The sequence below is a fragment of the Sphingopyxis sp. GW821-FHT10B01 genome, from assembly GCF_059415685.1.
In genome coordinates this window covers 562,294-574,114 of sequence record NZ_JBWKNS010000001.1, presented here as the reverse complement: position 1 = coordinate 574,114, position 11,821 = coordinate 562,294, and the positions used below count along the sequence as shown (strand labels likewise).

Below are 11,821 nucleotides of genomic sequence, written 5' to 3'. Positions count from 1 at the left end.
GCGCACGAGCATGACATCGCAATGGAGCCGGCGAAGCCTCCTCGGGCTGTTCGCCGCAGCGGGCGGTGCAGTTCTGGCGGGATGCGGCAGCGGCCCTGCGGATGCGCCGAAGCGAGCGGCCGCGGCTGAAAGCGAGGCTTTTGTCGTCTATCGCGATCCCGAGTGCGGCTGTTGCGAGGCGTGGGCCGGGATCGCCCGTGAAGCCGGCCATAAGGTAACGGTCGAGAACCGCGCCGACATGGCCGCGGTGAAAGAACGCCTGGGTGTTCCGCCGGACCTCGCATCCTGCCACACCGCGCTCGTCGGGGGCTATGCGATCGAAGGCCATGTGCCGATGGCGCATGTTGCGCGGCTCCTTCGCGACAAGCCAGAAGACATAAAAGGGATCGCCGTTCCGGGTATGCCCCGCGGCTCGCCAGGGATGGAAATGCCCGACGGGAGCCGCGACAGCTTCGAGGTGATGGCGTTCGATCGCGAGGGTCGTATTTCGGTTTTTTCCGCCTGATTGATGCGTCGGCCTGCGTGCTTGCCTGCTTTCAAAAAAATGTCATGTGAAGTGAGGGGTGGATGCTTCGGATGCGTATTATATGGACCGGCTACGCACTCATTGTATCGAATTAAGTCATTGATCTTCAATATAATTTTTAATTGACCTGTATATACATTTGGTGCTTTCTGGGGGTGGGTAACGCAACCAGAAGGGGGTTTCGCGATGAAGATCAGGACAGTTTTGCTCGCCGGCGCGGCGGTTTTTGCAGGCATTGCCGCACCAGCATTTGCACAGGGCGAGTCGGCAGCCGATACGGGCGTGGACAGCGCCGTCGGCGGCAACGACATCGTGGTGACCGGGTCGCGCATCCGCCGGCAGGATCTTGCCGGCGTCGGACCGGCGACGGTCGTTTCCGCCGAGCAGATCGAGAACACGGGCGTCGTCAATATCGAGACCGTGCTGCAGCGGCTTCCCGCCAACGCGGGCTTCGCGGGCAACCAGACCTCGGCCTATTGGACCGGCAACGGCTATGGTACGGCGCAGGTCAATCTTCGCGGTCTCGGCATCAAGCGCACGCTCGTGCTGCTCAACGGCCGCCGCCTCGTTGCAGGCGGCACCGGGGCCAACTCGTCGCCCGATCTCAACATGATCCCCGTTGCCGCGCTCGCGCGCACCGACGTCCTCAAGGACGGGGCGTCGGCGATCTATGGTGCCGATGCGATGGCAGGCGTCGTCAACCTTGTCACCCGGAGCGACTATGAAGGCCTCGGCCTCAGCGTGCGGCAGGGCCTCACCGAAAAGGGCGACGGGTCGGATTTTACCGCCGACCTGATCTGGGGCATCCGGAACGATCGCGGCGGCTTTATGGCGGCGGTGACGTACCAGAAGACCAAGGCGGTCAACATGGCAAGCCGCGCGCCTTGCTCGCTTGCCGAAACCACCCCGGGTTCGCTCAGCTGCGTCAACAGCGCGTCGACGATCGGCGGCCGCGCGGTGCTGCCGAACGGTCAGCAGATCAACTTCAACCAGATTCTGGGCGGCAACGGCAATTTCTTCGAGCCGTACAGCGCCGCCAAGCATAATTTCAACTCGGCGCCGTTCCTCAATGCCGTCAGCCCGGTCGAGCGCGTCAGCACGGCGTTCTTTGCCGACTATGATTTGACCGATAGCATCGAGGCGTTCGGCGAGTTCCTTTATACCTTCCGCAAGTCGAACCAGATCGCGACGCCGGGAACGCTGCGCAACCTGTCGATAGCGGCGAGCAACCCGACCAACCCGACCGGGCAGAATATCGTTCTCGTCCAGCGGCGCCTTGCCGAGCCCGGTGCGCGCCAGTTCTTCCAGGAAACCAACACCTGGCAGGGCACATTCGGGCTGCGCGGCAAATTGTCGAACGATTGGGGATGGGAAGTCGCCGGCGCTTTCGGACGCAACAGCGCGGTTGACGGTTCGACCAACGTTGCCAATCTCGAGCGCGTCCGCAACTCGCTCGATACGACGAAGTGCAGCCTTGCGGCGGGCGCCGCGATCCCCTGCGGTGACTATCTCGGCTTCGGTGACCTGACGCCGCAGGTGCTCGACTATATCCTGTTCACCTCGCGCGATCGTGGCGGCAACCAGCTGGCGACGGTCACCGCCGACCTCAACGGCGACCTGTTCAAGCTGCCCGCGGGGCCGGTCTCCTTTGCGGCGGGTGTCGTGTATCGCAAGGAAAAAGGCTGGCGCGATCCCGATCCGCTGACTGTCCTTGGTATCGCGAACACCAACCAGCAGAGCCCGATTTCGGGGACCAGCACCGCGAAGGAAGCCTATCTCGAGCTTTCGGTGCCGATCCTTGCCGATACGCCCTTCTTCCAGGCGCTGACCGCCGGCGGCGCGGTGCGCTATTCGAACTATGACCTGTTCGGCAGCGACTGGAACTACAAGGCCAGTCTCGACTGGGTGATCAACGACAGCGTCCGCCTGCGCGGAACCTATGGCACCGGCTTCCGCATCCCGAACGTCCCCGAACTGTTCGGCGGCGTGTCCGAAGGCAATCTGACCACCACAGATCCGTGCTCGCGCTATTCGACGAGCGGCAATGCGACGTTGATCGCCAATTGTCAGGCGTCGCGCGTTCCGGCGAATTATGTCCAGTTGGGCACGACGATCCTGACCACCGTGGGCGGCAACCAGAATCTCCAGCCCGAAAGCTCGACGACCTGGACGGTCGGCACGGTCGTCTCGCCGAAGGGCTTGATTCCCGGTCTGTCGCTGACCGCCGACTGGTTCGACATCACGATCAAGGACGCGATCCGCGCGATCCCGGGTTCGACCAAACTCGCCATCTGCTACGCGAGCACGAATCTGTCGCACCCGTTCTGCGACGATTTCACGCGCAGCCCGCTGACCGGCGAAGTCACTTTCCTCTCCGCCCAGCCGATCAACACCGGGCGCGAGGAAATGAACGGCCTCGATCTCGGACTGGTCTATAACAACGACATCGGCGGGGTGAATGTCTCGCTCGACGTCAACCTGACCTACCTCAACAAATATGTCGTCCTGCCTTTCCCCGGCGGCGCACCGATCGATTTCGACGGCTTCATCGGCGGCGGGAATGGCGGCTATCCGAAGTGGCGTGGTTATGGTGTGCTGACGGCGGAAAAGGACGGGATCAGCGCGACCTGGTCGACGCAGTGGATCGGCAAGGCGACCGACTTCAATGCGGACCCCGGCGAAATCGGGTACAAGACACCCAACGTCTTTTATCATAACCTCCAGGTCGCGTTCGAGATGACCGAGAAGACGCGCTTTCAACTCGGCGTCGATAATCTGTTCGATCGCAAGGCGCCCTATATCCAGAGCTTCACCGATGCGAACACCGACACCATGACCTATGATTTGCTCGGGCGGCGCTTCTACGTCGGCTTCCGCACGGCATTCTGAGGACAGGGGCATGACAATCCGCTGGCCGCTGCTCGTTCGGCGAACGCATAAATGGCTGGCCCTGGTGGTTGGCGTCCAGGCTTTGCTCTGGACGCTGACGGGGCTCTACATGGTCGTTGTCCATATCGACATCATCCATGGCGACAATCTTGTGCGCTCACCGGCAGCCGAACCGTTCAACCTCGCGGGTCTTGCGCCGCCCGCTCGCATCGTCACGGCAGCTCCCGGCGCGTCGGAGCTCCGCCTGCAACGCTTCTTCGATCGTCCGGTCTGGCGCGCGGAGACACCCGAGGGACCAAAGTTATACGATGCCCGCACGGGCGCGCCGCTGCCTGCCCTGACCGAGTCCCAGGTCCGGGATCAGGCGCGGCGCATCTATACCGGCGAAGGCAGGATCGCGTCGGTGCGGCTGCTGACGAAGGCGCCGCAGGAGATGCAATCGCGCAAGCCGCCCTATTGGCAGGTGGAGTTCGAGGGCTGGAACCGTCCGACGCTCTATCTCTCGCCGCAAACCGGCGAACTGATTTCGCGGCGGCATGCGCTGTGGCGTGTCTTCGACATCGCGTGGATGCTTCACATCATGGACTATGACAAGCGGACCGACGTCAACAATCCGCTGCTTCGCGTCGCGACCTGGAGCGCCTTTGCCATGGCGCTGACGGGGGCATGGCTTCTGATTTGGTCGTTCAAGCGCCGCAAAAGGAACAAGGCATGAAACGCATTCGCCTGACGCCGCTGTTTTTCCGGCGTATTCACAAATGGGTCGGGCTGATCCTCGGCTTGCAATTCCTGCTCTGGGCACTCAGCGGCTCGGTGATGGCGCTGCTCGACAAGGACAAGGTCGGCGGCCACGGCGGCGGAATGTCGCACGCGCACCCGTTGCCGGCGGGGGAATATTTCGACCTCGCGGCTCTGCCGCGCGGCGAACCCGTCACGGGCGTGGTCCTGCGCGATCTGGGCGCGCGCCCCGTTTACGAGCTTCGCTCCGCCAAGGGTGTCCGTCTGGTCGATGCGACAAACGGCGAACTGGTGCATGTCGATGGGCAAATGGCGCGCGACGTCGCTTCGATGATGAACGAGGCGCCGATCCGCAAGGTCAGCGTGCTAGCCAAGTCGAATCTCGAAACGCGCGACCACGAAGGCGCGATGTGGCGCGTCGATTTCGCCGATGCGGAGAATAGCAGCGCCTATGTCGCGCTCGATACCGCCCGCTTCCTTGTGATGCGCGGCGATACCTGGCGGACCTGGGACTTCTTCTGGATGCTGCACAATATGGATTATGTGAACCGGAAGAGCTTCAATCACCCGCTGATCATCTTTGTCGCCTTCGGCACGCTCTGGCTGTCCGGAACCGGCTTCTATCTGCTCTTCAAGAGTTTCGGTCGCGCCGATTTCCGCTGGCTGCGCCGGCGGCGCAAGCCGGTTGTGACGCGAAGCGCGGTCTGAGACGTCAGTCGTCGATCGCGAAGGCGGCCGAGAGTTCGAAGCGCGAGCCGGGATGCGTCAGCCAGGCGTGCGAGACGAGGCGCGAATGGCTCCAAGTCCGGCGCGTCATTCGCAGCACCGGTTCGACGGCGGACAGTCCGAGCATGCTGTGCGTCCGCGCGTCGGGCATCTCTGCGCGGACGCGGTGCTCGACGCGTTCGAGCGGCGCGGTGCGCGTCAGATACTCGTTCGGCGTCATCTGCGTGAAGTCGATCTTTCCATAGTCGGGGGCGACCGAGGCGAGCACGAAACGTTCTTCGAGCTGGATCGGAAACTCGGCTTCGTGGTGCACGATGATCGAATGGAACAGTTTCGTGCCGACCGGAACCTCGAGAAGGGCTGCTGTGTCGGCGTTCGCCCGTATCTCGTCATTCTGCACGACACGGGCGCGATAGACGTGGCCGCGATCGCGAATTTCGTCGGCAATATTCCGGATTTCGATCATCTGACCGATTGGCTTCGGTTCCGCGACGAACGACCCGCTGCCGGCGCGGCGAACCAGAATGCCTGCAGCCTGCAGTTCGCGAAGCGCCCGGTTTGCAGTCATGCGCGATACGTCAAACTGTTGCACCAGCTCGGCTTCCGACGGGACACGGTCGCCCGGTTTAAGAAGCCCGTCCCGAACAGCTTCGCAGATGCTCTGCTTGATTGCGGCGTAACGCGGCCCGGAGCGCCCGTCCTTGTCGTCGCTTTCACTCCTCCGGACAACGGCTGAACCATTTAGAAAGTTTGAACCGCTCCCGGGCGGGCGTGCGATGAATACCATAGCCCGTCTATACAGGTTGGCGTGCGAAAATTCCAAGCGGCTGAACGTAAAAAGCATATGGTATATGTTTGCGGTAGCGCCATTACCCAGGCCGTTCGCGCCATGATCGACTTGGCCCCCGCAAGCGGTCATTCCTTCGGCACAGGGATGTCGATGGCTTTGTGCGGCGATTTGCCTCCGGCCCCGTAACCAGCCTCAGCAATTAAACTATTGCGGAGCGTGACCCGGCCCTACTGGCCGACCAAGGCGGCGCGAGGGCGGCGGCCATGTCATCGATCATCTGGAAGAACGGGCGCAGCTGCTGGATCAAGGGGTTCAAAAAGTGGCCGCAGCATCTTTTAACTGTGACGAAAAGGATTCCACATAGGTTTGACGTTGTTGCGCGGAGGGCTGGGTCGTCGCGCAGGCACTGACGATGCGAATGTCCTGTACCCCCATCGACCTGAAAACATGCAGCAGATAGGGCAGCTGGAAATCCTGCTCGTCGCCGCTCGCCGTCGAGGAGCGGGTCAGAATGAACTGGACCGGGCGGTCGCGAAGCAAGCCCACATGCCGCCGCGTGGCGGCGTCAAAGCCGAAGGTGCGCCCCGGCTGCATCAGATTGTCGAGATAGCGCTTCATCGCCCAGGGAACCGAATAATTCCACATCGGGCAGGACAGCAGAATCTTGTCGGCGCGATCGAAATCCTCGATCAGCCGTTCGGTACCAACCCACGCCTGCTTTCCTGCATCCGTCTGTGGTTCGTGAAACAGCGGGGCCAGCTTGTGAATGGCGTGGATAGCGCCGAAATCTGGGTTCGCCCGGTCGTCGAACACATTGATGTGGCGAATTGCATGGCCGGGATGAAGAATGCGGTACCGTTCGAGAAACCCGGCTGCCAGCTTTTGCGAGTCGGACCGTTCGCCCTTGGGGCTCCCCGAAATATGGAGGATATTCATTCGGTTGTCTCCCATTTGTCGGTTTGGCCGCTTTATCCACGGTCGAGATTGGCGATGACGCGGCGTAGCAGATCTTCCAGTGCGGCCACTTCATGTGCAGGGATATCGCGCGTCGCAAGAATGCGGATGTCGCGGCTGACAGGAAGAAGCGCGCCTTCGAGCGCACGACCGCGCTGAGTCAGGAAGATCAGCACCTCGCGGCGGTTTCCGGCGTTGCGGCGCCGATCTATCAACCCCTTTTTCTCCAGTTCGCGCAAGGTAACCGTGGCTGTCGCGTCGGAAATTGCGAGTTGTCTGGCTAGCGTGTGCTGGCAGATTCCGTTGCTCTGCCACAATTGCCGCAGGAAACGCCATTGACCGGGCGAAATTCCGTGCGCGACCGTCTCCCGCTCCAGTTGTCGCCGGAAGGAATGGAAGGCGAGGCGGGCGAGGTCGTGAAGCACTTCACCCGTTCGCACACCGCACCCGTCGTTTCGCCGGCCCGCCACCGTCGCGTCAGAAGCCCTTGGTGATTTCCAGCGCGATGGTTCGCGACGGATTGACGAACACCGCCCAGGTCTGCGCGACGAGCGGCACGCCGAAGGACTGGCTGAACGACACCTTGTTGGTCAGGTTGCGGCCGATCAGCGCGATCTCGAGATCGTTCGCTTCCGACGCGAGCGCAAGCCGGGCGTCGATCTTTGTATAGGCCGGCATGATGTTGTTGGGATTCCGGTCGTCCTGATAGATGGAGGCCCCGGTATAATCCGCGGTGACGCGTCCCGTCAGCGCCCAGTCCGGCGACATCGGCACCCGGAGCTCGGCATAGCTGTTCCACTTCCACTCGGGCGCGCGGGTCAGCCGGTATCCCGCGAGGTTCATCGTCGTGCAGCCGGCAGGCGCGTTGTAGACGCAGGCCGCGCCGGGATAGTTGGTGTAATAGGCGTCGAGATAGGCGAGCGATCCGCCGAGGGTCAGCATCTCGCCGATCCGGACACTCATGTCGCCTTCGATACCGCGCGACCGCGCTTCGGCGGCGTTGCCTGTGGTGAAGGACGAACCGGTGAAAGACGAGACCTGAAGATTGGTGAAATCGGTCGTAAACGCCGCCACGTTGAGGTGGAGGCGGTTGTCGAGCAGCCGCAGCTTGGCGCCGACTTCCCAGGATTTTGCACGTTCGGGTTCGAATTCGACCCGGCCCGTGAGGCCGAGGCGGCTGTCGTTCGACACATAGCCGCCGCCCTTTGAGCCTGTGGCGTAACTGACATAGACTTGCGCCGCAGGGCCGAATTTGTAGCTGAGCTTTGCCGAATAATCCCACAGGGCCTCGCTGCGCGAGCGGATAAAGACATAGCTGGGATAGGCAAGCACGCCCATTTCGCCCGCGATGCGCGCCCGCTTCGATTCATGATTATATCGCAAGCTCCCGCTGAAGGTCAGCGCGTCAGTCAGGTGCCAGTCGATCGCGGCAAAGGGCGACAGCGCTTCGCTGGTCTGATGGAACGGCAAGCGTGCGGTTCCCTGCAGCAACGGGCCGATCGGCGGTGTGAGTATCTTGTCGGCGCCGTTCCAGTAGATTTCCTGGAGGATATCCGAACGTGCGTAGAAATAGGAGCCGCCGAAGAACAGGTCGACCGGACCGATGGTGCCCGAGACGCGGATTTCCTGCGACATCTGCGCGCTTTTTTCGGTGTGGATCGAATCCGAAAAGCGGATCGGACTGATGTCGATGTCGTTCTGCGTCCGCGCCCGCAGGCGCTGATAGCCCGAGATCGACGAGAGCTCGAAACCCCCGCCAAGGTCAAGTTTCGCGGTCAGCGTCAGGTTCAGATTATTGGTCCGCGAAAATTCGGGATAGATCGAGTTTTGAGCGCGTTCGAACGAAGGGCGTTCGGGCGGGCCGCCGACGGTCGCCGAAGCGGCGCGGATCTGGTTGCAGAAGGTGCAGTTGCCGAGCCCGTTGTAGGTCAGATTGCCGCCCTTGAAATTATTCTTGGCATATTCGGCCTTGAACAGGATCGAGCCGCCGCCGCTGGCAGGTTCGAACAGCAACTGGCCGCGCACGCCCATATTGTTGTTGCTGTTGTCGTCGCGCGCCGTGACGCGGTTGTACATATAGCCGCCCTCGTGCCCCGCCTGAAAGCTGAGGCGCGCGCTGAGGCTTTCGGTCAGCGGGCCGGAGACGAAACCGCCGCCGCCATAGCCTTCATTCTCGAACTCGTAGCGCCCGCGCAGTTGCGCCTCGAACTGCCGCGTGGGGGCGCGGCTGATCACGCTGATCGCACCGGCGTTGGTGTTCTTTCCGAACAACGCGCCCTGCGGGCCGCGCACGACCTCGACACGCGCGACATCCATCATCGCGGTCTGCATCGAGCGCGAGCGCCCCGAATAGACGCCGTCGATGAAGAATCCGACCGACTGTTCGAACGCGAGGTTACCGCCGCCCGAACCGAGGCCACGCATCGACACGACGAAATTGCCGTTGGTCTGGTCGATCTGGAGATTGGGGATGCTTGACTGAAGGTCGTTGAACTGGCGGATGCCCATCGCCTCCATGCCTTCGCCGCTGATCGCGGCCACCGAAAGTGGAACGTCGAGCAGCGTCTGCTCGCGTTTCGTCGCGGTCACGACGATTTCGGCGTCCCTGTCGGCCGATGGCCCACCGGTCTGAGCATAGGCAGATGTCGGCACGGCAAGGCTGGCAAGCAGCATCGAACGGAAAAGCGTAATCCGGTTCATTCTTCCCTCCCATATCCGGATGCCCCTCGCCCCGTCGTCAGGACGGATTTTCCGGGAGCACCCTTGTCGTTGGCGTTGCAGTCTTCCTTTTTCGGGCGCGCGAATTCGTTCGCGGGCGGTATGTCAGTAAATCAACGAATTGGGTTCCATCCCGAGCAGGGCGCGGCCGTGCAGTTCGGATGCCGCGTCGATGTCGTAGATGACGTGGTTGGACATGACGTTCACGTCGCGCAGGTGACGCTGTAGCGGATTGCCGCGCATATGCGCGCCCGCGCCCGCTGCCTCGACCAGCGAGCGGATCGCGCCGCGGCAAATCTCCACCGCGCTTGCGATCTGCAGCCGCATGAAGCTCCGCTGTTCGAAGTTCGCGGGCACGGGGCCGGCGGCCAGCTCCACATTGCGGTTGACCGCGGATCGCAGCAGCATCTCGGCTGTCGCGATCTGGACGTTTGCATGGCCGAGCCGCATCTGCGCTGCGGGCTTGTCCGACTGCCTGTTCGTGCTGCCGGGGATGACGCGATGCCGGAGCTGCTCGCCGAACGCGGCGACCGCCGCTCGCCCGATCCCCACCGCGCCGATCGCGGCGGTGACGCCCAGAAACGGCGTCATCGGCTGGCGATAAACGGGGTTGTCGTAGAGCCGCGCGCCGTGGCTGATACCCGCGCGCATATCGTTCATATTCATCGTCCGGTATTCGGGAATGAAGGCGTCTGCGATGAACAGGTCGTGGCTGCCCGTGCCCTCCATTCCGTCGATATGCCAGGTGTCGAGCACTGCGACGCCCTTCGTCGGCAGGGCGCAGAACAGCACGCGGCGCTCGGGGTCGTCGGGAATGGCGCAGGCCACCATCACCCAATCCGAGTTCATGATTCCGGTCCCCCATTTCCAGCGGCCCGAAATGCGATATCCGCCATCGACCGGGATTGCCTTGCCGGGGGGCGCGGTCACACCTGGCGCAATCACATAGGGAATGTGATCGCCGCGACCGCCGAAGATCTCGTCCTGAAATTGTTCGGGGAACTGGCACAGCATCCAGACATGTTCGACACAGAAGGCGGCGACCCAGCCGGTCGATGCGCAACCCTCGGCCAGCGGAAGCATGGCGTCGAGGAAGCTGTCGACGTCGAATTCGAGCCCGCCATATTTGCGCGGAAGGAAATGGTAGAAGCACCCCGTTGCGCGGATCGCGTTCCACACGTCGGTGACCGGATGACGCGCCCGTTCGCATTCTTCCGCGTGCCGCTGGAGCAGCGGTTTGAGCGCCGTCGTCCGCCGGACCAGTTCCTCTGGCGTGAGCGCCGCCAGTTCGGCGCGCGACAGGAAATCATCTCCGGCCGGAATCTCCGGCTGCACGGTCGGGGGTAATTCCATGTCGGCCACGGCCATTCTCTCCTCTCCTGATCTGGAGAGAAGTTTGTCAGGTAGACTGACAAAGTCAATAGTATTCTAACTATTTTTCGATGGGCGTCCGCAGGGCCGGAATCGGTCCCCAATCCATTGAAATTGCGTCGTCGAGCGCGCGGAGGCGATCTTTGCCCAGGCGCTCGTCCAGATGTTCGTGCAGCCCCTTCATGACGGTTTCGGCGGCATGGCGAAGCGGCGCCGAGTCGGGGTGGAACGTGATTTTCTGCGCGCGTCTGTCCTGCGGATCGGGTTCCGCTACGAGAATGTTGCGCTCGACCAGCCTCGCGATCAGCTGGCTCATCGACTGGCGCGTGATGCCAAGGTTGGTCGCGAGGCGGGCGGGGCGTGTTTCGCCCATGGCGATATTCGCGAACAGCATCGACTGGGTGCGCGTCGGCGTCGGCCAGCCCTCGCGGAGCAGATTGGATTGCAGCGCCTCGTCATACCAATAAACCGCCCGCAACAGGTGGATCATGGTCATCGGATAGCTGGGTGATTGCTTCATCGGCGCGTCCGGCCCTTTTTCTGGAACGAGCCCGCGATGGACCAGTTCGGGCAGGCTTGCCAAGCCCCTTGTGCCGCAGGGACATCCGGACGCATGGGTTAGTGGCCTCGCTAAAGCAGCTCAAACACGTCGTAGCGTACGGCGCCGCCAATGCTGGCGCCCAGGCCGACGGCGACGATGTCGTTGAGCCACAGGTAACGCTCGTCGCCGGTCTCGAACATCGGCGTCGTGCGGAAATAGACTTCGGCCTTTTCCTCGGGCGTCTGCGGTCCCCCTTTTCGCGCATGCTTGTGCGCCGCCGACAGCGGCCGCAGCACGCCGCGGTACGAGACATAGATCAGCGCGCCGTCGTGCGTTTCCATCGTGATGCGTGCGTCGAGCCGCAGCGTGTCATTGTCGTCGATCGTGGCCCAGTCGCCGCCGCTCGGCATCACGCGGCCGTGCAATCGCTCACCCTCGACTTCGCCGCCCGTCAATGCGGCGATCATCCGGCGTCCGAAATGCGCCTTTCCGATCATCTGCTGCGGTTCGGTGAAGGTCGCGATGTAGGAACAGAGATAGCGGAAACGGGGCTCTTCCATTGGTCATC

The 11,821-nt window shown here is 62.5% G+C and carries 11 protein-coding genes; 4 read left to right on the top strand and 7 right to left on the bottom strand.

The genetic code is table 11. The annotated features are described in order from the left end of the window. The first annotated feature begins 10 nt into the window (after positions 1-10). From AC07NV_RS02430 to AC07NV_RS02415, 4 genes are all read left to right on the top strand, one after another. Positions 11-505 (top strand): DUF411 domain-containing protein, encoded by a 495-nt coding sequence (locus AC07NV_RS02430; RefSeq protein WP_495164744.1) that lies wholly within the window; start codon positions 11-13, stop codon positions 503-505. A 207-nt stretch (positions 506-712) separates the two neighbouring features. Next, a complete protein-coding gene (locus AC07NV_RS02425) occupies positions 713-3,415 on the top strand; it encodes a TonB-dependent receptor domain-containing protein (RefSeq protein WP_495164743.1) in 2,703 nt (900 codons plus the stop codon). A gap of 10 nt (positions 3,416-3,425) precedes the next feature. Continuing rightward, positions 3,426-4,130: a hypothetical protein gene (locus AC07NV_RS02420; protein WP_495164742.1), complete on the top strand. Its 705-nt coding sequence runs from the start codon at positions 3,426-3,428 to the stop codon at positions 4,128-4,130. Continuing rightward, positions 4,127-4,861 carry a PepSY domain-containing protein gene (locus AC07NV_RS02415; protein WP_495164741.1) on the top strand — a complete coding sequence of 245 codons (735 nt, stop codon included), beginning with the start codon at positions 4,127-4,129 and terminating at the stop codon, positions 4,859-4,861. Before AC07NV_RS02420 ends, AC07NV_RS02415 begins: the two co-directional genes overlap by 4 nt. A gap of 4 nt (positions 4,862-4,865) precedes the next feature. Here the strand turns inward: AC07NV_RS02415 and hutC are convergent, their stop codons facing one another. The 7 genes from hutC to AC07NV_RS02380 form a co-directional block, all read right to left on the bottom strand. Next, entirely contained in the window at positions 4,866-5,666 is an 801-nt protein-coding gene (gene hutC / locus AC07NV_RS02410) for a histidine utilization transcriptional repressor HutC (RefSeq protein ID WP_495164740.1), read from the bottom strand. A 315-nt stretch (positions 5,667-5,981) separates the two neighbouring features. Further along, positions 5,982-6,605, bottom strand: coding sequence for an FMN-dependent NADH-azoreductase (locus AC07NV_RS02405; protein WP_495164739.1), 624 nt, complete (start codon positions 6,603-6,605; stop codon positions 5,982-5,984). Between the two features lie 32 nt (positions 6,606-6,637). After that, positions 6,638-7,048: a MarR family winged helix-turn-helix transcriptional regulator gene (locus AC07NV_RS02400; RefSeq protein WP_495164738.1), complete on the bottom strand. Its 411-nt coding sequence runs from the start codon at positions 7,046-7,048 to the stop codon at positions 6,638-6,640. 52 nt (positions 7,049-7,100) lie between these two features. Further along, on the bottom strand, positions 7,101-9,323 hold the full coding sequence (locus tag AC07NV_RS02395; RefSeq protein ID WP_495164737.1) for a TonB-dependent receptor: 2,223 nt from the start codon (positions 9,321-9,323) through the stop codon (positions 7,101-7,103). Between the two features lie 123 nt (positions 9,324-9,446). Continuing rightward, entirely contained in the window at positions 9,447-10,709 is a 1,263-nt protein-coding gene (locus AC07NV_RS02390) for an acyl-CoA dehydrogenase family protein (protein ID WP_495164736.1), read from the bottom strand. Positions 10,710-10,773: 64 nt separating this feature from the next. Then, entirely contained in the window at positions 10,774-11,232 is a 459-nt protein-coding gene (locus AC07NV_RS02385; RefSeq protein WP_495164735.1) for a MarR family winged helix-turn-helix transcriptional regulator, read from the bottom strand. A 110-nt stretch (positions 11,233-11,342) separates the two neighbouring features. Beyond that, complete coding sequence (locus tag AC07NV_RS02380) at positions 11,343-11,813, bottom strand: DUF3237 domain-containing protein (RefSeq protein WP_495164734.1); 471 nt, start codon at positions 11,811-11,813, stop codon at positions 11,343-11,345. Between the last annotated feature and the right edge of the window lie 8 nt (positions 11,814-11,821).

Bases quoted from the DNA above. Each gene is read 5' to 3' on its own strand.
- AC07NV_RS02425 (WP_495164743.1), top strand. From the start codon at position 713: ATGAAGATCAGGACAGTTTTGCTCGCCGGCGCGGCGGTTTTTGCAGGC.
- AC07NV_RS02420 (WP_495164742.1), top strand. From the start codon at position 3,426: ATGACAATCCGCTGGCCGCTGCTCGTTCGGCGAACGCATAAATGGCTG.
- AC07NV_RS02385 (WP_495164735.1), bottom strand. From the start codon at position 11,232: ATGAAGCAATCACCCAGCTATCCGATGACCATGATCCACCTGTTGCGG.
- AC07NV_RS02395 (WP_495164737.1), bottom strand. From the start codon at position 9,323: ATGAACCGGATTACGCTTTTCCGTTCGATGCTGCTTGCCAGCCTTGCC.
- AC07NV_RS02380 (WP_495164734.1), bottom strand. From the start codon at position 11,813: ATGGAAGAGCCCCGTTTCCGCTATCTCTGTTCCTACATCGCGACCTTC.
- hutC (WP_495164740.1), bottom strand. From the start codon at position 5,666: ATGGTATTCATCGCACGCCCGCCCGGGAGCGGTTCAAACTTTCTAAAT.
- AC07NV_RS02390 (WP_495164736.1), bottom strand. From the start codon at position 10,709: ATGGCCGTGGCCGACATGGAATTACCCCCGACCGTGCAGCCGGAGATT.
- AC07NV_RS02430 (WP_495164744.1), top strand. From the start codon at position 11: ATGACATCGCAATGGAGCCGGCGAAGCCTCCTCGGGCTGTTCGCCGCA.
- AC07NV_RS02405 (WP_495164739.1), bottom strand. From the start codon at position 6,605: ATGAATATCCTCCATATTTCGGGGAGCCCCAAGGGCGAACGGTCCGAC.
- AC07NV_RS02415 (WP_495164741.1), top strand. From the start codon at position 4,127: ATGAAACGCATTCGCCTGACGCCGCTGTTTTTCCGGCGTATTCACAAA.